This is a genomic window from Cupriavidus necator (assembly GCF_013141915.1).
GTDB lineage: Bacteria > Pseudomonadota > Gammaproteobacteria > Burkholderiales > Burkholderiaceae > Cupriavidus > Cupriavidus necator_B.
The window spans coordinates 211674-233778 of sequence record NZ_SROX01000008.1 but is presented as its reverse complement, the minus strand read 5'-3'; the positions used below and the strand labels follow the sequence as shown (position 1 = coordinate 233778).

General features: G+C 68.4%; 20 protein-coding genes. 8 read left to right on the top strand and 12 right to left on the bottom strand.

The genetic code is table 11. From position 1 onward, the window contains the following. The first annotated feature begins 1 nt into the window (after window position 1). From dnaK to pabB, 3 genes are all read left to right on the top strand, one after another. Window positions 2–1948, top strand: coding sequence for a molecular chaperone DnaK (gene dnaK, locus E5S69_RS17160; RefSeq protein ID WP_171515850.1), 1947 nt, complete (start codon window positions 2–4; stop codon window positions 1946–1948). 170 nt (window positions 1949–2118) lie between these two features. Continuing rightward, window positions 2119–3255: a molecular chaperone DnaJ gene (gene dnaJ, locus E5S69_RS17155; RefSeq protein WP_171515849.1), complete on the top strand. Its 1137-nt coding sequence runs from the start codon at window positions 2119–2121 to the stop codon at window positions 3253–3255. Window positions 3256–3485: 230 nt separating this feature from the next. Next, window positions 3486–5414, top strand: coding sequence for an aminodeoxychorismate synthase component I (pabB, locus tag E5S69_RS17150; protein WP_171515848.1), 1929 nt, complete (start codon window positions 3486–3488; stop codon window positions 5412–5414). 7 nt (window positions 5415–5421) lie between these two features. On the opposite strand, the gene E5S69_RS17145 is transcribed toward pabB, so the two are convergent. The 9 genes from E5S69_RS17145 to E5S69_RS17105 form a co-directional block, all read right to left on the bottom strand. Beyond that, window positions 5422–6117: an energy-coupling factor ABC transporter ATP-binding protein gene (locus E5S69_RS17145; protein WP_171515847.1), complete on the bottom strand. Its 696-nt coding sequence runs from the start codon at window positions 6115–6117 to the stop codon at window positions 5422–5424. Next, entirely contained in the window at window positions 6114–6812 is a 699-nt protein-coding gene (locus E5S69_RS17140) for an ABC transporter permease (protein ID WP_171515913.1), read from the bottom strand. The genes E5S69_RS17145 and E5S69_RS17140 overlap by 4 nt, the downstream gene beginning before the upstream one ends. Before the next feature lie 4 nt (window positions 6813–6816). Next, window positions 6817–7638, bottom strand: a complete 822-nt coding sequence (panB, locus tag E5S69_RS17135; protein ID WP_171515846.1) for a 3-methyl-2-oxobutanoate hydroxymethyltransferase — start codon at window positions 7636–7638, stop codon at window positions 6817–6819. A gap of 99 nt (window positions 7639–7737) precedes the next feature. Further along, entirely contained in the window at window positions 7738–8379 is a 642-nt protein-coding gene (locus tag E5S69_RS17130; RefSeq protein ID WP_171515845.1) for a deoxynucleoside kinase, read from the bottom strand. Between the two features lie 56 nt (window positions 8380–8435). After that, on the bottom strand, window positions 8436–8975 hold the full coding sequence (gene folK, locus E5S69_RS17125) for a 2-amino-4-hydroxy-6-hydroxymethyldihydropteridine diphosphokinase (protein WP_171515844.1): 540 nt from the start codon (window positions 8973–8975) through the stop codon (window positions 8436–8438). Further along, window positions 8976–10526, bottom strand: a complete 1551-nt coding sequence (gene pcnB / locus E5S69_RS17120) for a polynucleotide adenylyltransferase PcnB (RefSeq protein WP_171515843.1) — start codon at window positions 10524–10526, stop codon at window positions 8976–8978. A 1-nt stretch (window position 10527) separates the two neighbouring features. After that, window positions 10528–11202: an HAD family hydrolase gene (locus tag E5S69_RS17115; protein WP_171515842.1), complete on the bottom strand. Its 675-nt coding sequence runs from the start codon at window positions 11200–11202 to the stop codon at window positions 10528–10530. Between the two features lie 61 nt (window positions 11203–11263). Then, the gene (hda, locus tag E5S69_RS17110) at window positions 11264–11971 is read right to left on the bottom strand and encodes a DnaA regulatory inactivator Hda (RefSeq protein ID WP_171515841.1); all 708 of its coding nucleotides are present in this window, start codon (window positions 11969–11971) and stop codon (window positions 11264–11266) included. Window positions 11972–12025: 54 nt separating this feature from the next. Continuing rightward, window positions 12026–13096, bottom strand: a complete 1071-nt coding sequence (locus E5S69_RS17105; protein WP_171515840.1) for an AI-2E family transporter — start codon at window positions 13094–13096, stop codon at window positions 12026–12028. Between the two features lie 192 nt (window positions 13097–13288). On the opposite strand from E5S69_RS17105, the gene purM reads away from it, so the two are divergent. The 5 genes from purM (at window position 13289) to E5S69_RS17080 (ending at window position 19665) form a co-directional block, all read left to right on the top strand. Next, complete coding sequence (purM, locus tag E5S69_RS17100; protein ID WP_171515839.1) at window positions 13289–14341, top strand: phosphoribosylformylglycinamidine cyclo-ligase; 1053 nt, start codon at window positions 13289–13291, stop codon at window positions 14339–14341. Between the two features lie 331 nt (window positions 14342–14672). Further along, the gene (locus E5S69_RS17095; protein WP_171515838.1) at window positions 14673–16001 is read left to right on the top strand and encodes an MFS transporter; all 1329 of its coding nucleotides are present in this window, start codon (window positions 14673–14675) and stop codon (window positions 15999–16001) included. 41 nt (window positions 16002–16042) lie between these two features. Then, entirely contained in the window at window positions 16043–17479 is a 1437-nt protein-coding gene (hydA, locus tag E5S69_RS17090; protein ID WP_171515837.1) for a dihydropyrimidinase, read from the top strand. Window positions 17480–17503: 24 nt separating this feature from the next. Beyond that, window positions 17504–18913, top strand: a complete 1410-nt coding sequence (locus E5S69_RS17085) for an amidase (protein WP_236901365.1) — start codon at window positions 17504–17506, stop codon at window positions 18911–18913. Between the two features lie 8 nt (window positions 18914–18921). Further along, complete coding sequence (locus E5S69_RS17080; RefSeq protein WP_171515836.1) at window positions 18922–19665, top strand: aspartate/glutamate racemase family protein; 744 nt, start codon at window positions 18922–18924, stop codon at window positions 19663–19665. Between the two features lie 31 nt (window positions 19666–19696). Here the strand turns inward: E5S69_RS17080 and E5S69_RS17075 are convergent, their stop codons facing one another. The 3 genes from E5S69_RS17075 to miaA form a co-directional block, all read right to left on the bottom strand. Further along, window positions 19697–20440 (bottom strand): GntR family transcriptional regulator, encoded by a 744-nt coding sequence (locus E5S69_RS17075; protein WP_171515835.1) that lies wholly within the window; start codon window positions 20438–20440, stop codon window positions 19697–19699. A gap of 109 nt (window positions 20441–20549) precedes the next feature. Then, window positions 20550–21050, bottom strand: a complete 501-nt coding sequence (locus E5S69_RS17070; RefSeq protein ID WP_171515834.1) for a GNAT family N-acetyltransferase — start codon at window positions 21048–21050, stop codon at window positions 20550–20552. 76 nt (window positions 21051–21126) lie between these two features. Next, window positions 21127–22095 carry a tRNA (adenosine(37)-N6)-dimethylallyltransferase MiaA gene (gene miaA, locus E5S69_RS17065; protein WP_171515833.1) on the bottom strand — a complete coding sequence of 323 codons (969 nt, stop codon included), beginning with the start codon at window positions 22093–22095 and terminating at the stop codon, window positions 21127–21129. Window positions 22096–22105: the final 10 nt, after the last annotated feature.

Below are 22105 nucleotides of genomic sequence, written 5' to 3'. Positions count from 1 at the left end.
AATGGGTAAGATCATCGGTATCGACCTCGGTACCACCAATAGCTGCGTCGCGATCCTGGAAGGCAACACGCCCAAGGTCATCGAGAATTCGGAGGGTGCCCGCACCACCCCGTCGATCATCGCCTACATGGAAGACGGCGAGATCCTGGTCGGCGCGCCGGCCAAGCGCCAGGCCGTCACCAATCCGCGCAACACCCTGTACGCGGTCAAGCGCCTGATCGGCCGCAAGTTCGAAGAGAAGGAAGTCCAGAAGGACATCGGCCTGATGCCGTACGCCATCGTCAAGGCCGACAACGGCGACGCATGGGTGTCGGTGCGCGACCAGAAGCTGGCGCCGCCGCAGGTGTCGGCCGAAGTGCTGCGCAAGATGAAGAAGACCGCCGAGGACTACCTTGGCGAACCGGTGACCGAAGCCGTGATCACCGTGCCGGCCTACTTCAACGACTCGCAGCGCCAGGCCACCAAGGACGCCGGCCGCATCGCCGGCCTGGACGTCAAGCGCATCATCAACGAGCCGACCGCGGCTGCGCTGGCGTTTGGCATGGACAAGAACGAGAAGGGCGACCGCAAGATTGCCGTGTATGACCTCGGCGGCGGCACCTTCGACATCTCGATCATCGAGATCGCGGACGTCGACGGCGAGAAGCAGTTCGAAGTGCTGTCGACCAACGGCGACACCTTCCTGGGCGGCGAAGACTTCGACCAGCGCATCATCGATTACATCATCGGCGAATTCAAGAAGGACCAGGGCGTCGACCTGTCCAAGGACGTGCTCGCGCTGCAGCGCCTGAAGGAAGCCGCGGAAAAGGCCAAGATCGAACTGTCGAGCTCGCAGCAGACCGAGATCAACCTGCCGTACATCACGGCCGATGCCTCGGGTCCGAAGCACTTGAACCTGAAGATGACGCGCGCCAAGCTCGAATCCCTGGTGGAAGAGCTGATCACGCGCACCATCGAGCCGTGCCGCACCGCGATCAAGGACGCGGGCGTCAAGGTCAGCGACATCGACGACGTGATCCTGGTCGGCGGCATGACCCGCATGCCCAAGGTGCAGGAACAGGTCAAGGAGTTCTTCGGCAAGGAAGCTCGCAAGGACGTGAACCCGGATGAAGCCGTGGCCGTCGGTGCCGCGATCCAGGGCTCGGTGCTGTCGGGCGACCGCAAGGACGTGCTGCTGCTGGACGTGACGCCGCTGTCGCTGGGGATCGAGACCCTGGGCGGCGTGATGACCAAGATGATCACCAAGAACACCACCATCCCGACCAAGCATGCGCAGGTGTTCTCGACCGCCGACGACAACCAGCCGGCCGTGACCATCAAGGTGTACCAGGGCGAGCGCGAGATGGCGACCGGCAACAAGCTGCTGGGCGAGTTCAATCTGGAAGGCATCCCGCCGGCACCGCGCGGCACGCCGCAGATCGAGGTCTCGTTCGACATCGACGCCAACGGCATCCTGCACGTGGGCGCCAAGGACAAGGCCAGCGGCAAGGAAAACCGGATCACCATCAAGGCGAACTCGGGCCTGTCGGAAGACGAGATCCAGCGCATGGTCAAGGACGCCGAGGCCAACGCCGAGGAAGACAAGAAGGCCCGCGAGCTGGCTGATGCCCGCAACCAGGCCGACGCGCTGATCCACTCGACCAAGAAGGCGCTGACCGAGTACGGCGACAAGCTCGACGCGGGCGAGAAGGAAAAGATCGAGGCCGCGATCAAGGCACTGGAAGACGCCGCACGCGGCGGCGACAAGGCCGAGATCGACGCCAAGGTCAATGCGCTGTCCGAAGTCAGCCAGAAGCTGGGCGAGAAGGTCTACGCCGACATGCAGGCCAAGGCCGGCGAAGGCGCCGCGGCCGGTGCCGCGGGTGCTGCCGGCGGCCAGCAGCAGGCCCAGCCGCAGGACGACAACGTTGTGGACGCCGAATTCAAGGAAGTCAACGACAAGAAGTAATCGGGATACGCGGGCGGCGGTGCAGGCACTGGCCGGCGCCGCTCCCGCCCCGACGCCGGGCGACGGCCATCAGACCTGCGGGAAACCGCCGTCGGATGCCGCGCTCGGCTTTTTTGCTATTCGCCGGCTGGTGCCGCTTGCACCGCCGGCCAATGAGGTAATGAGCCACCATGGCAAAACGTGACTATTACGAAGTGCTCGGGGTAGGCAAGAACGCGAGCGAAGACGAAGTCAAGAAGGCTTATCGCAAGCTCGCGATGAAATACCACCCGGACCGCAATCCGGACAGCAAGGAATCCGAGGAAAAATTCAAGGAGGCCAAGGAGGCCTACGAGATGCTTTCCGACCCGGAGAAGAAAGCCGCGTATGACCAGTACGGCCATGCCGGCGTGGACCCGAACATGGCCGGCGGCTTCGGCGGCGCGCAGGGCTACGGCGGCTTCGCCGAGGCCTTTGGCGACATCTTCGGCGATATCTTCGGCCAGGGCGGCGGCGGCCGCCGCGGCGGTGGCGGCCCGCAGGCCTACCGCGGCGCCGACCTGCGCTACAGCATGGAGATCTCGCTGGAGCAGGCCGCGCACGGCCACGAGGCGCAGATCCGCGTGCCGCACTGGGACGACTGCGACCACTGCCACGGCAACGGCGCCGAGCCTGGCTCCAGCGTGGAAACCTGCCCGACCTGCCACGGCGCCGGCCAGGTACGCGTGTCGCAGGGCTTCTTCACCATGCAGCAGACATGCCCGAAGTGCCACGGCAGCGGCAAGTTCATCCCCAAGCCCTGCACCAAGTGCCACGGCCAGGGCAAGCTGAAGTCGCAGAAGACGCTGGAAGTGAAAATCCCGGCCGGCATCGACGAAGGCATGCGGATCCGCTCGTCCGGCAACGGCGAGCCGGGCATCAACGGCGGCCCTCCGGGCGACCTGTATGTGGAAGTCCACATCAAGCCGCACGCGGTGTTCGAGCGCGACGGCGACGACCTGCACTGCCAGATGCCGATCTCGTTTGCCACCGCGGCGCTGGGCGGCGACCTGGAGGTGCCCACGCTGAGCGGCAAGGCCACCTTCCCGGTGCCCGAGGCGACGCAGTCCGGCAAGACTTTCCGGCTGCGCGGCAAGGGCATCAAGGGCGTGCGCTCCGGCTACCCGGGCGACCTCTACGTGCATGTGAACGTGGAGACGCCGGTCAAGCTGACCGAGGCGCAGAAGGACATGCTGCGCCAGTTCGACCGCTCGGTGCATGAGGGCGGCTCGCGCCACAGTCCGCAGGAGACCTCCTGGCTGGACAAGGTGAAGAGCTTCTTCAGCTGATCGGGGTTGCGGTAAGGAACCGGCCATGCGCGAGCGTGGCCGGTTTTGTTTTTTGGCGCGGCGCCGGGAGTCAGCGAACCGCTGGTTTGCTTCCCTCTCCCACTTGCGGGAGAGGGGCTGGGGGAGAGGGCGGGCGTGCCCATCGCCCACCCGGCTTGCGCCGCGCGATAATGCATCACTGCCTTCCATGCCGGCGGCGCCGGCAATCCTGTTTTTCCTGACGATTTCCCGTGGTAGCAAGCATCCAGCCCCTGCCCTCTCCCCCGGCCCCTCTCCCGCAAGCGGGAGAGGGGAGCACCCAGCCTGGGGTGGGGGACGCCTTCGTTCTGCTTGACGACGCCACGGCTCCGGCGGGGGATGCCGTATCGCGCCTCTACACCGGCTTCATCCGCGAAGACGTCTTGCCTGCCGGCAGCCACATCGCGCAGCTCGACGCCATGCTCGCCGACGGCTGGCGCCAGGGCTGGCATGCCACCCTGTTCGCCTCCTACGAATTCGGCGGCGCCCTGGTTGATGCTCCGGTGCATACCGGCAACGCGATGCCGTTCCACGACGGCGCGCTGCGCCTGCTGTGGTTCCGCGACCTGCGCCGGCTCGATGCCGCGGCGGTCACGGCGTGGCTGCAGTCGAACGCCGACCCGAAGCCAGCGGGCCTGATGGACGTGGCATCCGATACTTCCCGCGCGGAATTCGACGACGCCATCGCGCGCATCCACCGGTGGATCGAAGCCGGCGATACCTACCAGGTCAACTACACCCAGCGCCTGCGCTGCGATGCCTTCGGCGATCCCGTGGCGCTGTACGCGGCGCTGCGCGCGGCGCAGCCGGTGCCTTATGGCGTGCTGGCGAGGTTGCCGGATAGCGCGATGGTGCTGTCGCTGTCGCCCGAGCTGTTCGTGCGCCACGACGGCCAGGGCCATTTGCTGACGCGGCCGATGAAGGGCACCGCGCCGCGCGCCGGCGACACCGCGCGCGACGCGCAGGCGGCCGCCGCGCTGGCCGCCGACGCCAAGAACCGTGCCGAGAACGTGATGATCGTCGACCTGCTGCGCAACGACCTGGGCCGCATCGCGCGGCCGGGCAGCGTGGCGGTGCCGGAGCGCTTCGCGGTGCAGCCGTTCGGCGCGGTGCTGCAGATGACTTCCACGGTGACCGCGACGGCGCGGGCCGAGACCGGCTTTGGCGCGATGATGGCGGCACTGTTCCCGTGCGGCTCGATCACCGGCGCGCCCAAGCGGCGCACCATGCAGCTCATTGCCGAGCTGGAGCGCTCGCCGCGCGGCCTGTACACCGGCGCGATCGGCTGGATCGACGCGCCGTGCGGCAACGCCGTGGCGGGCCCGTTCGCCCTGTCGGTGGCGATCCGCACGCTGGTGCTGGCGCCGCGGGCGGCCAGCGGGCTGCGCGCCGGCGAGATGGGCGTGGGCGGCGGCATCGTCCATGACAGCGTGGCCGCGGAAGAATTTGCCGAATGCGGCTGGAAGGCGCGCTTCCTGACCCGGCACGATCCCGGCTTCACGCTGTTCGAGACCATGCGCGTGCAGGACGGCGCGTGCCCGCACCTGGCACGGCACCTGGCCCGCATCGGGGCGTCGGCGCAGGCGTTCGGTTTTGCCTTCGATGCCGACGCCGCGCGCGATGCGGCTGCCGTGCAGGCGGCGCAACTCGGTGCCGGCGGCTGGCGCCTGCGGCTCAGCGTGGACAAGGCCGGCACGCTCGCGTTTGCCAGCGGCGCGCTCGCGCCACTGCCGGCGGGCCCGGTGGGCATCGACATCGCCCCGGACCCATTGCCGGTTGCCGACCCGCTGCGCCGCCACAAGACCAGTGCGCGCGCCGTCTTCGACGCCGGCTGGCAGGCCGCCGAGCGCGCCGGCGGCTTCGACCGGCTGTTCTTCAACACGCGCGGCGAACTGCTCGAGGGCGGGCGCAGTTCCGTGTTCGTGCGCCTCGATGGCCGCTGGCTGACGCCGCCGCTGTCGGCCGACATCCTGCCGGGCGTGATGCGGGCGGTGGTGCTGGAAACGGGCAGCGCGGCGCTGGGCGCGCCCGGCGAAACGGTGGAGGAAGCCGTCATCACGCGCGCGATGCTGGCGCGCGCCGAGGCCATCGTACTGGTCAATGCCTTGCGCGGTGTGATGCCGGCGCGGCTGCGGGCCTAGCCGACGGCTACGGGTGGTGGGTGTCCAGCACGCCGTCGCCGAGCTTCCAGCGCACCACGCCCGGCAGGTTGATCAGCTCGCGGTCGTGGCAGATCATCACCACGGTGCGGCCTTCGGCGGCGAGGTCGCCGACCAGCGCAATCACCTGCTCGCGCGCGTGGCCGTCGAGGCTGGAGGTGGGTTCATCAAGCAGCAGCAGCTCAGGCTCCAGCACCTTGGCGCGCGCCAGCGCCACGCGCTGGATCTCGCCGCCGGACAGGTATTCGGGCGCGGTGTCCTGCAGGTGCGAGACCCCGGCCCAGCCCAGCGCCTCGCCTACGCGGCAGTCGATCTCATGAGGCGGCAGCCCGCGCGCGCGCAGTCCGTAGGCGATGTTCTCGCGCACCGAGGTACGGAACAGGTACGGGTGCTGGTGCAGGTAGGCAATGCGCCGGCGCAGTGCCGGCGGCAGCGGGGTCAGCGGGGCACTGTGTGTACCGTTCGCATCGGTCCATTGCGCCACCGCGCCGGGCGCGGCCTCGAGCCCGGCCAGCATGCGCAGCAGCGTGGTCTTGCCGGCGCCGTTCATGCCGGTCATCACGATCGCGGCGGCGCGCGGGATCACCAGCGTGTCGATGGCAAACAGCTTGCGCAGGCCGATGGTGCGCGCCAGTCCGCGCACGGTCAGCAGCGGGCCATGGGCGGCGGCCACGGACGGAGTCATTGGCGAAAGCCTCCGGCACCCTGCAGCCAGGCCATGCCGATATTGACCAGCAGCGCCAGCGCCACCAGCACCATGCCCAGCGCAATGCCTTGCGCAAATTCGCCCTTGCTGGTTTCCAGTGCGATGGCGGTGGTGATGGTGCGGGTCGAGCCTTCGATATTGCCGCCGATCATCAGCGCCGAGCCGACTTCGGCAATCACCCGGCCAAAGCCGGCGACCACCGCCGCCATCAGCCCGAAGCGCAGTTCGCGCAGCACCGTCAGGAAGGTGCGCCAGCGGCCGGCGCCTAGCACCCAGGCGGTCTCGCGCAGGCGCACGTCGGCACCCTGCAGCGTCGACAGCGCAAACGCCAGTACCACCGGGAAGCCGATCACCGCCTGCCCCAGCACCATGCCGGAAGGGGTGAACAGCAAGTGCAGGCCGCCCAGCGGACCCTGCCGCGTCAGCAGCAGGTAGAGGATCAGCCCGACCAGCACGGTCGGGAACGACAGGAAGGCCTGCGCCACCACCACCACCGCGCGCCGGCCCGGGAACTGCCGCGTGGCGATCAGCCAGGCCGCGGCAATGGCCGGCACCGTGGCGATGGCCAGCCCCAGCACCGCTACCACCAGCGAGGTCCAGACGATAAACCACAGGCCGGCGTCGCCGCTGGCCAGCAGGCGGAAGGCTTCGGCGGTGGCGGTGCCGATCTCCACCGCGTCAGGCGGAGAAGGTGTGCTCGACGGCGGGGAAGCTGCCATCCTTGACGGCGGCTACGTAGGCGCGCACGGCGGCCTCGATCGAAGGCTGGCCGTCCATGAAATTGCGCACGAACTTGGCCTTGCGGCCCGGGTAGATGTTGAGCATGTCCTGCAGCACCAGCACCTGGCCGGAGCAGTCGGCGCCGGCGCCGATGCCGATGGTCGGCACCGTCAGCGATTGCGTGATCTCGCCGGCCAGCGCCGCCGGCACCGCCTCCATCAGCACCACCTGGGCGCCGGCTGCCTGCAAGGCCAGCGCATCGCGCTTGAGCTGGGCCGCGCCGGCGTCGGTCTTGCCCTGCACCTTGAAGCCGCCCAGCGCATGCACCGACTGCGGCGTCAGGCCGATATGCGCGCACACCGGGATGCTGCGCTCGACCAGGAACTGCACGATCGGGGCGAGCCAGTCGCCGCCTTCGAGCTTGACCATCTGCGCGCCCGCCTTCATCAGCGTGACGGCACTGGCAAAGGCGGCCTCGGCCGTCGGATAGGTGCCGAACGGCAGGTCCGTCAGCAACAGCGCGGTCTGGTTGCCGCGCGCCGCGCATTCGGTGTGGTAGGCCATCTGTTCCAGCGTGACCGGCAGCGTGGTCTGCTGGCCCTGCATCACATTGCCCAGCGAGTCGCCCACCAGGATCATTTCCACGCCGCAGTAGTCGAGCAGCGCGGCGAAGCTGGAGTCGTACGCGGTCAGCATGGCGATTTTCTCGCCGGCGTCACGCATCGCCTGCAGTTTGGGAATCGTGATGGTCTTGCGGGAGGGATCGAGGAGGTAGCTCATGGCAGTGCCCGTGTAGGACGGCCTTGCCGGTGCCGGGAGGGCTGCCCGCACGGCAACGACAGCCGTCGTTATTGTGTTGTGTCTGGCAGGCGAGGCCTGTCAGGGCGCGGCGAGATTGAGGAAGGCCTTGCGGCCGCGCATGTTTTCAATGCGCGACAGTAGTGTACGGAAATCGTCGTCATTGTCCACCGGATTGAAATGGGCGGTGTCGACCACCAGCACCGGGGCGTCGTCGTAGCGGTGGAACAATTCGCCATAGGCGCCAGCCAGGCGCTGCAGGTAGTGTTCATCGATGCCGGCCTCGCCCGGCTCGCCGCGGCGCACGATGCGCTCGCGCAGCAGCGACGGGGTGGCCTGCAGCACGATCACCAGGTCGGCGCGCTGCGGCGGCAGCGCCAGCCGCCCGGCGATGGCGTCGTACAGCGCCAGTTCGTCTTCGGACAGGGTCAGCGCGGCATGCAGCCGGTCCCTGGCGATCAGGAAGTTGGTGATCATGCGCTGGCCGGCGGCAACGCCGGCTTGCCACTGCTGCAGCTGCGTGGCGCGCTGGGTCAGGCACCACAGCTGCAACGCCAGCGCATGGCGCGCGGGGTCGCGGTAGAACGGCTCGAGGAATGGGCTGCGGCGGGCGCTGTCGGGCAGTTCCTGCGCCTGCAGCGTGCGCGCCAGGCGCTGGGCCAGCGAAGTCTTGCCCGATCCGACGGGGCCTTCGACGACAATGCGGCGCAGGTGATCGAGCATGGCGTTCCGGGCGTCAGTGTGGAGAATCGCAGCGCCGCGGGCGCTGCCGGGCGGGCCTAGCCGGGCGTACCGCCATCGCCCGTCTTGCCGGCGGCGGCCTGCATGCGCAGGCACTTGCAGGTCGAGACCTTCTCGATGCGCTGCGCGCCCACGCCGGCCAGGTAGTCGGCGGCGCGGCCGCGCCCCGGGATCGCCAGCGCGGCATCCAGCTCCAGCAGCGGCACCAGCGTGAAGGCGCGTTCGGTCAGGCGCGGGTGCGGCACGGTCAGGTGCTCGTGGTCATGCTGTTCGTCGCCGAACAGCAGCAGGTCCAGGTCCAGCGTGCGCGGCGCGTTGCGGAACGGGCGCTCGCGGCCGAACTGGTCTTCGATGTGGTGGCAGATGCGCAGCAGCTGCGCCGCGGTGAACGAGGTCTGCACCTTGACCACCGCGTTGTAGTAGTCGTCGCCGCCGGCATCGACCGGGGCGGTGCGATAGAGCGACGAGCGCGCCAGCACCGTGATGCCGACCTGCTGGGCCAGGCACACGATGGCGTCCTTGATGGCCTGGCGGGCGTCCCCCAGGTTGGCCCCGATGCCGATGAAGGCAAGCGTCATTTAAGTTTCCTCCGGCTGGCCGGGGCCGGCATGTGCTGCCTCGCCCGCGTCCGTATCGCTCCGGGAGGACACTTTATCCGATTTCCGCGGACCGCGCCGGCGGCGCTTTTTGCGGGCCGGGCCTTCGCCCTCGCTGCCCTGGCCGGCCTGGTCGCCATGGCCGCCATGGCCGCCATGGCCACCGGCACCGCGCGCGCCGCGCACCGCATCGATCAGGTCTTCGCGCTCGCCCGGGTCGGCGTCCTGGAAGTCCTGCCACCACGCGGACAGTTCCTCGGGCAGTTCGCCCGACTGGCAGCGCAGCTGCAGGAAGTCGAAGCCGGCGCGGAAGCGCGGCGACTCCAGCAGCCGGAACGGCATGCGGCCCACGCGCTTCTCGAAGCGCGGCTGCATGCCCCAGATATCGCGCATGTCGGTGACAAAGCGGCGCTGGATCGCGAGCTGGCCGGTCTGCTTTTCCAGCACCATGTCCATGGCGGTGTTGAGCGCGGCGATGGCGTGCTCGCCTTCGTCGCGCAGCTTGTTCCAGCGCTGCAGCACGTGGTGCCACAGCAGCGCGGCGAACAGGAAGCCCGGTGACACCGGCTTGCCGGCCTGCACGCGGCGGTCGGTGTTGTCCAGCGCCAGCTGCACGAAGCGCTGGCCCATGGGCTGTTCCAGCGCCACGTCCAGCAGCGGCAGCAGGCCCTGGTGCAGGCCGGCCTTGCGCAGCTCCTGCAGCGAGGCCCAGGCGTGGCCGGACATCAGCAGCTTGAGCATCTCGTCGAACAGGCGCGCGCTCGGCACGTTGTGGATCAGCTCGGCCAGCCCGGCGATCGGCTCGCGCGTAGCCTCGTCGATGTCGAAACCGGTCTTGGCGGCAAAGCGCACCACGCGCAGCATCCGGATCGGGTCTTCGCGGTAGCGCGTGACCGGGTCGCCGATCATGCGCAGCGTGCGCGCGCGGATGTCTTCCATGCCGTGATGGTAGTCATGCACGGTCTGCGCGGCCGGGTCGTAGTACATCGCGTTGATGGTGAAGTCGCGGCGTTCCGCGTCTTCGGCCTGCGAGCCCCACACGTTGTCGCGCAGCACGCGGCCCGAGGCATCGATAGCATGGGTCTTGCTGTCGAGTTCGGCACGCTTCAGGCGCCGGCCTTCCGGCAGGGTTTCGCTGGCGATGGCGTCGACCAGCGCGCGGAAGGTCGAGACCTCGATGATTTCCTGCTCGCGCCCGCCGTAGAAGGTCACGTGCACGATCTGGAAGCGGCGGCCGATGATGCGCGAGCGGCGGAACAGCGCCTGCACCTGGTCGGGTGTGGCGTTGGTGGCGACGTCGAAGTCCTTGGGCTTGATGCCGAGCAGCAGGTCGCGCACGGCGCCGCCCACGATGTAGGCCTGGTAGCCGGCCTGCTGCAGCGTAGAGGTGACCTTGACCGCATTGCGCGACAGCAGCGACGGGTCGATCTGGTGTTCGTCGGCGCCGACGATGCGCGGCGTATGGGCGCGGCCGGTACGGCGCTGCTTGGGGCCGGGTTTGCCCAGCAGCCGGGTAATGAGCTTCTTGATCACGTCAGAACAGATCCATGATGCGCCAGCCTGCCGCGGCGGCGTGGTGGCGCAGGCGATCGTCCGGGTTGGTGGCGATCGGCTCGGAGACCTTCTCCAGCAGGGGCAGGTCGTTGGCCGAGTCGCTGTAGAAGGTGGTGGTCTCGAAATTGTCCCAGCCCGCGCCCTGGGCCTTGAGCCAGGATTCGACGCGGGTGATCTTGCCTTCGCGGAAGCTGGGCACGCCCTCGACCTCGCCGGTGAACTGGCTGCCGGGCTTGCCGTCGACGGTGGCCGGTTCGGTCGCGATCAGGTGCTTGATGCCGAAGGCCGCGGCGATCGGCGCGGTGACGAAGCTGTTGGTGGCGGTGACCACCGCGCACAGGTCGCCGGCTTCGAGGTGCTTGTAGACCAGCGCGCGCGCCTGTGGCGTGATCACCGGGTCGATCACCTCGTGCATGAAGCGCACCCGCATGGCATCGAGCCGGTCGCGCGGGTTGGCCGCCAGCGGCGCCAGCGCAAAGCGCAGGAAGGCCTGGATGTCGAGCGTGCCGGCCTTGTAGTGGCCGTAGAACTCGTCGTTCTTCTGCCGGTAGATTACCTCGTCGACGACGCCCAGGCGGACCAGGAAGCGGCCCCATTCATGGTCGCTGTCGGTCGGGATCAGGGTGTGGTCGAGGTCAAAGAGTGCCAGATTCATGGGCGGCGATTTTACCTGAAGGCAGGATGGGGGGCGGGGAGCGTGCGGGCCGGGCCGCCGCCTAATCCCGGAATTCGGCGAACATCTCGCGCAGCAGCGGCAGCGTGACCGGCCGCTTGCGTTCGAGCGAGTAGGTGTCGAGCGCGTCCAGCAGCGCCATCAGGCTGGGCATGTCGCGGTAATGCCGTGTTACCAGCCAGTGCGTGATCTCGGGCGACAGCTGCAGGCCGCGCTCGCGTGCCGCATGCAGCACGGCGGCCTTCTTGTCGTCGTCGGACAATGGCGCGACCTGGTACACCAGGCCCCAGCCCAGGCGCGTGCGCAGGTCTTCGCGCACCGGCATCGCCCGCGGCGCCAGGCCGCCGGCCACCACCAGCGCCGTGCGCACGTGGGCGCGCACCTCGTTGTAGAGCGAGAACACCGCGATCTGGCGTGCTTCGTCGAGCAGTTCGACGTCATCGACGGTGTACAGCTGGCACCAGGGGTCGAACAGGAAATCGGAAAGCGGGTGGTGCGGGCTCAGGTAGCGGCAGCGGATGCCGTGCTGCGGCCCGGCCTCGCACACTGCATGCAGCAGGTGGGTGCGGCCGCAGCCTACCTCGCCCCACAGGTAGATCAGGCGGTCGCTGGCGTGCTCCTGCGCGAGCGCGGGCGGCAGCTCGCGCAGCCGCTGCAGCGCCTCGCGGTTGGACGCGACCACGAAATTCTCGAAAGTCGAAGGCGGCGGGCTGCCCAGCTCGAGCGACAGTTGCTTGGGACGCGGGGACATGACGTATGGCTAACTTCGGGCTAGGTTCGTGAGCGGGGCGGCGCGCGGCAGCCGTTATTTTCGGTACAGGTCGCTGGTCACGTAAACCCGACGCAGCTGGCGCGCGCCCACCAGAAGCACCGCGCAGGTCGGCAGCGCCAGCAGCACGCCGAAGAAGCCGAACAGCTGGCCGAAGGCGAGCAGCGCGAAGATCACCACCAGCGGGTGCAGGCCGATGCGCTCGCCCACCAGCCTTGGCGTCAGGTAGAAGCTTTCGATGAACTGGCCGAAGCCATAGACTACCGCCACCGCGGCCAGCCCGTACCAGTTGCCGAACTGCAGCAGCGCGGCCAGCACCGCCATCACCAGCCCGACGCCGAAGCCAATATACGGGATAAACACCGCCAACCCGGTGAAGACCCCGACCGGCACGCCGATATCGAAGCCGGCGATGGTCAGCCCGATCGAATAGATTGCCGCCAGGATCACCATCACCAGGATCTGGCCGCGCAGGTATTGCGACAGCAGCGCGTCGGTCTCGTTGCTCAGCTCGCGCACCTTGGGCACCCAGCGGCGCGGCACCACGCCCTCGATGCGGCGCATCACCATATGCCAGTCCATCATCAGGTAGAACATGACGATGGGCACGATAAAGACGATGCCCGCCACCGTGATCAGCGCCGAGCCCGATACCTTGACGTAGTTCAGCAGCACCACCAGGAGGTCTTCCGGGCTGGCCGCGAAGCGGTCCGACAGCATATTGCGCAGGCCGGGGAAGTCGAAGCGCACGCGCACGCCGAACTCGGCCAGCCGCGGGGACACCACCGAATTGAGCTTCTTCAGCAGGATCGGCAACTGCTCGCGCACCTGCGGTATCTCGCGCTGGAGCACCGCGATCAGCAGCAGCGCCAGCATCACGCAGATCACCGTCAGCAGCAGGATCATCAGCGTTACGCCGACCGCGCGCGGCACGCGGCGGCGTTGCAGCCAGTCCACGCCGGGGTTCAGGATATAAGCAAAGATGAACGCGAAGAGGAACGGTGTCAGCACCGGCGCCAGCGCGATAATGGCGGCGAACAGCGCGACCGCCACGACGATCCAGAGCAGGATGCGCTTGGCCTCTTGGTTCAGCAGCGGGGCATTCATCAATGGTTGGGGGGAGGGCGGCAGCGCGCTTCGCGGCGCGGTCTCGCCGGAAACTGGAAGCAGGGGGCCTCTATCCGTTAAAATTGCGATTCTACTGGACTCGCGCCCGCCTTCCGATGCCAAGCGACGGAAGCGGCGGTGGCCCGAGCGCCGAATTCCTCACTTTATTTCCTCCAGGACAAGCAGGTTCCCATGAGCGCATCCCCGACCGCCGGCCAGGCAGGCCTTTCCTACCGCGACGCCGGTGTTGACATCGATGCCGGCGACGCGCTGGTCGACCGCATCAAGCCGTTCGCCAAGCGCACCATGCGCGAGGGCGTGATGGCGGGCATCGGCGGGTTCGGTGCGCTGTTCGAACTGTCGAAGAAATTCCAGGAGCCGGTGCTGGTGTCGGGCACCGACGGCGTCGGCACCAAGCTCAAGCTTGCCTTCCAGCTGAATCGCCATGACACCGTCGGCCAGGACCTGGTCGCGATGAGCGTCAACGACATCCTGGTACAGGGCGCCGAGCCACTGTTCTTCCTCGATTACTTCGCCTGCGGCAAGCTCGACGTCGACACCGCCGCCACCGTGATCCAAGGCATCGCCCGCGGCTGCGAACTGGCCGGCTGCGCGCTGATCGGCGGCGAGACCGCTGAAATGCCCAGCATGTACCCGGACGGCGAATACGACCTGGCCGGCTTCGCCGTCGGCGCGGTCGAAAAGAAGAAAATCATCGACGGCAGCACCATCACCCCGGGCGACGTGGTGCTGGGCCTGGCCTCGTCGGGCGCGCATTCCAACGGCTACTCGCTGGTGCGCAAGATCATCGAGGTGGCCAAGCCGGACCTGAACGCCGACTTCCACGGCCAGCGCCTGCAGGACGCCATCATGGCGCCGACCCGGATCTACGTGAAGCCGCTGCTGTCGCTGATCGAAACGCTGCCGGTCAAGGGCATGGCCCACATCACCGGCGGCGGCCTGACCGAAAACGTGCCGCGCGTGCTGGGGCAGGACGTCACGGCGGTGCTGCATCGCGATGCCTGGACGCTGCCGCCGCTGTTCCAGTGGCTGCAGCAGCAGGGCCGCGTGGCGGACGACGAAATGCACCGGGTGTTCAATTGCGGCATCGGGATGGTCGTGATCGTTGCCAAGGAAGACGCCGAACGAGCCATCCGGCACTTGCAGGCTGCCGGTGAAGCCGTGTGGCAGATCGGTGAGATCCGCGAGCGGGCCGAAGGCGAGGCCCAGACCATCGTGATCTGACGCAACCTCCGCTTCGATACAGAAAACGGCGCATGCCTTCGGGCATGCGCCGTTTTTTTGTGCCCGCTTGGCCGGATACGGTGCTTAGGTGTTTACCCGAGCCCCCGCCGCCATGTTGTGGCAGGACCCGCCTTAGTGCATTGCACCAACGTCCAGCATGCACATACACCATATCTGACAAACAATATTTTGCTTGATTGTATGGCGGTTTATGGCCTAATGTACTGAGCAAAGACGCCGCACAAGCATGCGGCGTCCGGAGACAACGCCTGAATCCGACGCCGGCTACCGGTGCACCAGGGCGGGCCAGGGACCATTGGAGGATCCAACCATGCAAGCAGTCAGCATCGACGCCGCCGACAACGGCGCGTCGACCCGGAAACAGTCAGTCGCGCGCGTCGCCGGGGCCAGCCTGGCCGGCACCACGCTCGAGTTCTACGACCACTTCATCTACGGATCGGCCGCCGCGCTGGTCTTCCCCAAGCTGTTCTTCCCGCAGAGCGATCCGCTGACCGCGACGCTGCTGTCCTTTGCCAGCTATGGCGTGGCCTTCGTGGCGCGGCCGCTGGGGGCGGCAATCTTCGGCCACTTCGGCGACAAGATGGGCCGCAAGTCCATCCTGATCATCACCTTGCTGATGATGGGCCTGGCCACCTTCGGCATCGGCCTGTTGCCGACCTATGCCGCGGCCGGCGCGCTGGCGCCGCTGCTGCTGGTGCTGCTGCGCGTGGTGCAGGGCCTGGCGCTGGGCGGCGAGTGGGGCGGGGCGGCGATCATGGTGAATGAGCTTGATCCCGAAGGTAAGCGGCGCGGCATGCTCGGCAGCCTGGTGCAGCTGGCGGCGCCGATCGGCCTGCTGCTGGCCAACGGCGTGTTCGCGCTGGTGACCTGGCAGGTCTCGGAAGAAGCCTTCCTCAGTTGGGGCTGGCGCGTGCCGTTCCTGCTGTCGGCGCTGCTGGTCGGGGTCGGACTCTATATCCGCTCCAACGTCCGTGAATCCGGCATGTTCGAGAAGCTGGAGGAATCGCATGCCGAAGCCCGCGCGCCGATCATGGAAGTGCTGCGCAACTACAAGAAGCAGCTGCTGATCGCCTTCGGCGCACGGCTGGGCGGCGACATCGCCTTCTACGTGTTCACGCTGTTCCTGCTGTACTTCGTGCCGACCAAGCTGGGCCTGCCCAAGAGCATCGCGCTCAATGCCGTGCTGCTGGGCGCGCTGGCGCAGATCCTGTTCATTCCCATCGCCGGCCTGCTGGCGGACCGCGTCGGTCGCCGTCCGGTGCTGATGATCGGCGGCATCGGTGGCGCGGTGTGGGCCTTTGCCTTCTTCGCGCTGATCAAGACCGGCAGCCCGGCGCTGATCATGCTGGCCTCGTTCGTCGGCATGGTGCTGGTCTCGTTCATGTTCTCGCCGCTGGCGTCGTTCCTGCCTGAGCTGTTCGCTACCCGGGTGCGCGTCACCGGCGCCTCGCTCGGCTTCCAGTTCGCCGGCGTGTTCGGCGGCGCGCTGGCCCCGCTGATCGCAGTGGGCCTGCTCGACCGCTTCGGCAGCACCATGCCGGTGGCGCTCTACCTGGCGGCAGTCTGCGCGCTGATCGCGGTGGCGGCATTCGCGGCCCGCGAGACCGCACGCATGCATCTCTCCGACGCTGACCGCTGAAGCGCCGGACTCTCCCTTGTCTTCCTGAAAAAAACCGTACCGTGAAACAGTTCGACCTCATCATCCGCAACGGCACCGTGGTGACCGCCAGCGACACCATGCAGTGCGATATCGGCATCGCCGGCGGCCGCATCGTGCAGCTTGGCCACGACCTGGGCGAGGCGGTGCAGACCATCGACGCCAGCGGCAAGCTGGTGCTGCCGGGCGGCGTCGATGCGCACTGCCACCTGGACCAGCCGATGCCGGACGGCTTGCGGATGGCGGACGACTTCCGCACCGGCTCGGTCTCGGCGGCGTGCGGCGGCACTACCACCGTGATCCCGTTTGCCGCGCAGGAGAAAGGCCACTCGCTGCGCGCGGCGGTTGCCGATTACCACCGGCGCGCCGGCGGCCAGGCCGTGGTCGACTACGCTTTCCACCTGATCGTGGCCGACCCCACCGAGGCCGTGCTGAACGACGAGTTGCCGGGCCTGATCCGCGAAGGCTATTCGTCGTTCAAGATCTACATGACCTATGACGACCTCAAGCTGAACGATCGCGAGATCCTCGAGGTGCTGTCGGTGGCGCGCCAGGAAGGCGCGCTGGTGATGGTGCATGCCGAGAACTCGGACTGCATCGCCTGGCTCACCGAGAAGCTGGAGGCGGCGGGCAATACCGCGCCGAAATTCCACGCGCTGGCGCGGCCGATGGCGATCGAGCGCGAGGCCACCCACCGCGCCATCACCTTCTCCGAACTGGTCGACGTGCCGATCCTGATCGTCCATGTCTCGGGCAAGGAGGCGGTGGAGCAGATCCGCTGGGCGCGCAACCGCGGCATGAAAATCTTTGCCGAGACCTGCCCGCAGTACCTGTTCCTGACCGCCGAAGACCTCGACCAGCCCGGCTACCACGGCGCCAAGTGCGTGTGCAGCCCGCCGCCGCGCGACCGCAGCAACCAGCAGGTGATCTGGGACGGCCTGGCCGACGGCCTCTTCACTATCTTCTCGTCCGACCATGCACCGTTCCGCTACGAAGACGCGCAGGGCAAGAAGCCCGGCGGCCAGGAAGTTCCGTTCCAGTACATCCCCAACGGCATCCCCGGACTGGAGACGCGGCTGCCGCTGCTGTTCTCGGCAGGCGTGGTGGGCGGCCGCATCTCGGTCAACCAGTTCGTCGCGCTGACCTCGACCAATCCGGCCAAGCTCTATGGCCTGCATCCGCGCAAGGGCACCATCGCCATCGGCGCCGATGCCGACCTGGCGATCTGGGATCCGCGCCGCGAAGTGACGATCCGCAACACCGACCTGCACCATGCCGTCGACTACACGCCGTATGAAGGCCTGCGCGTGACCGGCTGGCCGGTGACCACGCTGGTGCGCGGCAAGGTGGTGGCGCACGAGGGCGAGGTGATGGCCGAGGCGGGCCACGGCGAGTTCCTGCCGTGCGGGCTGCCGGAGATGGCGCGGCCGCGCTACCGCACCTCGGGCGGCAGCCTGTAACCACCGCCTTGCATGACTGACGCCTTGACCGACACTGTTGACATGGAACTGACCAACCGCCTGGACGCCGCCACCATCGCCGCCCGCGTCGCCGCCAGGCGCCTCGACCCTGCCGAGGTGGCCGCGGCCTTCCAGTCCCGCATCGCGGCGCGCAACGACCAGCTCAACGCGGTCTTCGAGCAACGCCAGGAACTGGTCGATGCCGATCTCGCGCAGTTGCGCGCGCGCCTGGCGCAGGGCGAGCGGCCGCTGCTGGCAGGCGTGCCGGTGATCGTCAAGGACGTGATCTGGTGCCGGGGCCGGCGCGTGACGCAGGGCTCGCAGCTGTACCGCGACTTCATCGCGCCCGCTGACGCGATCGCGGTCGAGCGCCTGCGCCGGGCCGGCGCGATCGTGCTCGGCATGGGCAACACCTCTGAGTTCGCCTGCAAGGGGCTGACCACCAACAAGGTTTACGGCCTGACCCGCCATCCGCTCGATGCCACGCTGACCGCGGGCGGTTCGTCGGGCGGCTGCGCGGTGGCGGTGGCGGCCGGCATGGCGCCGCTGGCGCTGGGCACCGATGGCGGCGGCTCCAGCCGGCGCCCGCCCGCGCATGCCGGCGTGGTGGGCTTCAAGCCTTCCTACGGCGCGATTCCCGATGCGATCGGCTTCCCGCACGCCTTCAACGGCATCCAGGTGATGGCGCCGATCACGCGCACCGTCGCCGATGCCGAGCTGATGTTCGAGGCGCTGGCCGGCACCGATCCGCGCGATCCCGATACGCTGGGCTTTTCACTAAGCGCCGCGCGGCCGCTGCATACGCTGAAGATCGCGGTCAGCCCGCGCCTGGGGCTGGACACGCCGGTCGACGACGACGTCGCGCAGGCGTTCGAGCACGCCGTGGCCCGGCTGCAGGCCGCCGGGCTAAGCGTTGAACGTGCCGATCCGGCATGGCCGCAGGGCGCCGACGAGGCCGCCCTGATGCCGCTGCAGCATGTCGGTTTGGCCCATCTCTATGGCGACGCCTGGCGCCGCGACCCGGACCAGTTCGATGTCGACGTCGCGCGCCAGATCGAGCGTGGCCTGGCGTGGACGGGCGCCGAGGTGGCGGGCGCCCGCGAGGCCAGCCGCCAGATCGCGCTGGCGCTGGCCGGCTTCTTCACCCGCTATGACCTGCTGCTGTGCCCGACCACGCCGTGCGTGGCCTGGCGCAACGACCGGCTGGGGCCGGAGCGGATCGGCGGCGTCGCGGTGGAGCCGCGCGCCCACGCGGTGTTCACGCCCTTCTTCAACCATGCGCTGGCGCCGGCCATTTCGGTGCCTTGCGGCAGCGGCCGCGACGGCCTGCCGGTGGGCCTGCAGATCGCCGGCCCGCGCGGTGCCGACCGCAATGTGCTGGCGGCCGCAAAGCTGGCCGAAAGCGTGCTGGCGTCCTTGCTCAACCCTGCCTGATATCGAATATGCGAATCCTCGTTCTCAATCCCAACACCAGCGAAGGCATCACCGCGCGCCTGATGGCCGCGGCCACCGAAGCCGCCGCGCCCGGCACCGAGCTGGTGCCGCTGACCGCCAGCCGCGGCGTGCCGTATATCGCCACCCGCGCCGAGGCGCAGATCGGCGGCGCCATCGCGCTGGAAATGCTGGCCGAGCATCACGGCCAGTTCGACGCGGCGGTCATCGCCGCGTTTGGCGATCCCGGCCTGATGGGCGCGCGCGAACTGTTCGACCTGCCCGTGGTGGGCATGGCCGAGGCCGCGATGCTGTCGGCATGCATGCTGGGGCGGCGCTTTGCCATCGTTACCTTTGCGCGGGCGCTGGGCCCCTGGTATGAGGAATGCGTGGACATGCACGGCCTGCGCGGCCGGCTGGCCGGCATCCGCATGCTCGACGGCAGCTTTGCCTCGGTGTCGGACGTGCAGGAAGAGAAAGAAGCGGTGCTGGTGGAGCTGGCCAACCGCGCCGTGGCGGAGGACGAGGCCGATGTGGTGATCCTGGCCGGCGCGCCGCTGGCCGGCCTGGCCGCGCGGGTGCGCGACCGCATTGCGGTGCCGGTGGTCGACCAGATGGCGGCCGCCGTCAAGCAGGCCGAGGCGCTGGTCGCGCTGCAGCCGCGCAAGGCCACCGCGGGCACGTTCCGCCGGCCCGATGCCAAGCCCACGCTGGGTTTGCCCGCGGCGCTGGCCGCGCGCATCGAGCACCGCTAAGCCGCATTTCCCCCTACGGTAACGCCGCGGCTCAGACCGCGGCGAACACCGCTTCCAGGTCTACCTTTTCTTCCGCGGGCAATTCCAGCCGCAACGTGCTTTCGACGTGGCCGAGGTGCTCGCGCATCAGCCGCGCGGCGCGTTCGCCGTCGCCGGCTTCGAGCGCATCGACGATATCGTCGTGCTCATGGTGCGGGCACGACGGCACGCCCGGCGCGTCATAGAGCGCGATGATCAGGCAGGTCAGCGAGCACAGTTCGCGCATGTACTTGCCCAGGTACTGGTTGCCCGTCATCTCGGCCAGCTTGCAGTGGAACTCGCCCGACAGCCGGATGATGGCGCGCCGGTCGTTGCTGTCGCGCGCCTGTGCTTCCTGCCGCGTGGTCTCGCGCAGTGCGCGCACACCCGGGGCGCCAATCACGCCGGCGAGGTCATGCACCAGCGCCGGCTCCAGCAGATGACGCGAATGCAACACCTGGCGCGCTTCGGCCACGCTCGGACTCGAGACGAAGGTGCCCCGGTTGGGGTGGACGGTCAGCACGCCCTCGTGCGCCAGCTTGGCGAAGGCAAGGCGCACCTTGGTGCGGCTGACGCCGAACACGCCGCCCAGCTTTTCTTCCACCAGCTTGGTGCCCGGCGGCAGGCGGTGCTCCCAGATCGCGGTCAGGATGCGATCCGCAATTTCGTCGACCGATGCGCCGCGCGCGCCGTCCGCCTCGGCGTCAGCGATACCGTCGGTGGGCTGTGCGGGCGGTGCGGCTTTGGTGCGAGGCATGGCGGTTGGCGCGGTCCGGAAAAAAGACAGTTGGTGCCGTCATTGTATGGCGGTTCGATATCAAGTGTATAACACCGCCGGTGGACCCGCCGGTGCACCCGTTGCTGCGTTACTTCGCGCCCAGCTTGTCCAGGGCGGCGCCGGTCACGCGGCAGATGCGCCAGTCGGGCAGCACATCGGCGCCCATGGCCTGGTAGAAATCGATCGACGGCTGGTTCCAGTCCAGCACCGACCATTCGAAGCGGCCGCAGCCACGCTCGAGCGCCAGTGCCGCCAGGTGCTTGAGCAAAGTCTTGCCCAGGCCTTGGCCGCGCCACGCTGGATCGACATACAGGTCTTCCAGGTACAGACCGGGCTTGGCAAGGAAGGTCGAGAAATTATGGAAGAAGAGGGCAAAGCCGACCGCCTTGCGCCCCGCTTCGGCATCGACTTCGACCAGCACGGCCTCGGCCTGCGGCTTCGCGCCGAACAGCGCGGCCTCGATCTTCTGCGGCGTGGCTTCGACGATATGCGTCAGTTTTTCGTACTCGGCCAGCGCCAGGATCAGGTTGAACAGCGTTTCGCTGTCGGCGGCGGTGGCGGGGCGTAGCGTGAAGGCAGGCTTGGACATTCGGGTCGGTTTTCCGGAGAGCAGGGATTCGGAATTATCGCCCGTCCGTCACTCGCCAAGCCAGCCGCGTGCTGGCTTAGTGCCCGAAGTCCGCCAGCTTGCGCACCTGGTCGACATAATCGGGCGCCAGGCAATCGACCACCAGCCGCTCGGGCGTGCTGCGCAGCCAGGTCAGCTGGCGCTTGCACAGCTGGCGCGTGGCGGCGATGCCGCGCTCGCGCATGGTGGCAAAGTCGGCGTCGCCGTCCAGGTACTCCCACACCTGCCGGTAGCCAACACAGCGGATCGAAGGCAGCCCGGGATGGAGGTCGCCGCGCGCGCGCAGCCGCTCGACCTCGTCGATAAAGCCGTGGGCCAGCATGGCGTCATAGCGCTGCGCGATGCGGGCATGCAGCTTCAGCCGGTCGGAGGGCTCGAGCGCGATCACGCGGTAGCGCTGGTCGGCCGCGCCGGCAAAGGTACGGCCCTCGGCCTGGCGCGCCAGCAGCGCCGACATCGGCTGGCCGGAGAGCCGATGGATTTCCAGTGCGCGCTGGATGCGCTGCGCGTCATTGGGGGCGAGCCGGGCCGCGGTGACCGGGTCGACCTCGGCCAGCATTGCATGCAGCGCCGGCCAGCCGCGTTCGGCGGCCAGCTGGTCCAGCTCGGCGCGCAGCGCGGCGTCGGCTTGCGGCAGGTCGTTGAGGCCCTGCGTCAGCGCCTTGTAATACAGCATGGTGCCGCCCACGATCAGCGGCACATGGCCGCGCGCGCGGATCTGCCCGATCAGCCGTTCGGCATCGCCGACAAACTGCGCGGCCGAGTAGCTGTCGGCCGGGTCGATGATGTCGATCAGGTGGTGCGGCGCCACGGCCAGTTCTTCGCGCGTGGGCTTGGCGGTGCCGATATCCATCTCGCGGTACACCAGCGCCGAGTCCAGGCTGATGATCTCCACCGGCGCGTCGGCCGCCAGCGCCAGCGCGGCGGCGGTCTTGCCCGACGCGGTGGGGCCGAGCAGGCAGATTACCGGCGGATGCGCGGCGGAATGGTGGGGGACGGCGGACATCGACAAGCCT

Coding starts and splice junctions, on each gene's coding strand:
- dnaK (WP_171515850.1), top strand. CDS start 2: ATGGGTAAGATCATCGGTATCGACCTCGGTACCACCAATAGCTGCGTC.
- dnaJ (WP_171515849.1), top strand. CDS start 2,119: ATGGCAAAACGTGACTATTACGAAGTGCTCGGGGTAGGCAAGAACGCG.
- E5S69_RS17145 (WP_171515847.1), bottom strand. CDS start 6,117: ATGACTCCGTCCGTGGCCGCCGCCCATGGCCCGCTGCTGACCGTGCGC.
- panB (WP_171515846.1), bottom strand. CDS start 7,638: ATGAGCTACCTCCTCGATCCCTCCCGCAAGACCATCACGATTCCCAAA.
- E5S69_RS17130 (WP_171515845.1), bottom strand. CDS start 8,379: ATGCTCGATCACCTGCGCCGCATTGTCGTCGAAGGCCCCGTCGGATCG.
- folK (WP_171515844.1), bottom strand. CDS start 8,975: ATGACGCTTGCCTTCATCGGCATCGGGGCCAACCTGGGGGACGCCCGC.
- E5S69_RS17115 (WP_171515842.1), bottom strand. CDS start 11,202: ATGAATCTGGCACTCTTTGACCTCGACCACACCCTGATCCCGACCGAC.
- hda (WP_171515841.1), bottom strand. CDS start 11,971: ATGTCCCCGCGTCCCAAGCAACTGTCGCTCGAGCTGGGCAGCCCGCCG.
- E5S69_RS17105 (WP_171515840.1), bottom strand. CDS start 13,096: ATGAATGCCCCGCTGCTGAACCAAGAGGCCAAGCGCATCCTGCTCTGG.
- purM (WP_171515839.1), top strand. CDS start 13,289: ATGAGCGCATCCCCGACCGCCGGCCAGGCAGGCCTTTCCTACCGCGAC.
- E5S69_RS17095 (WP_171515838.1), top strand. CDS start 14,673: ATGCAAGCAGTCAGCATCGACGCCGCCGACAACGGCGCGTCGACCCGG.
- E5S69_RS17080 (WP_171515836.1), top strand. CDS start 18,922: ATGCGAATCCTCGTTCTCAATCCCAACACCAGCGAAGGCATCACCGCG.
- E5S69_RS17075 (WP_171515835.1), bottom strand. CDS start 20,440: ATGCCTCGCACCAAAGCCGCACCGCCCGCACAGCCCACCGACGGTATC.
- E5S69_RS17070 (WP_171515834.1), bottom strand. CDS start 21,050: ATGTCCAAGCCTGCCTTCACGCTACGCCCCGCCACCGCCGCCGACAGC.
- miaA (WP_171515833.1), bottom strand. CDS start 22,095: ATGTCCGCCGTCCCCCACCATTCCGCCGCGCATCCGCCGGTAATCTGC.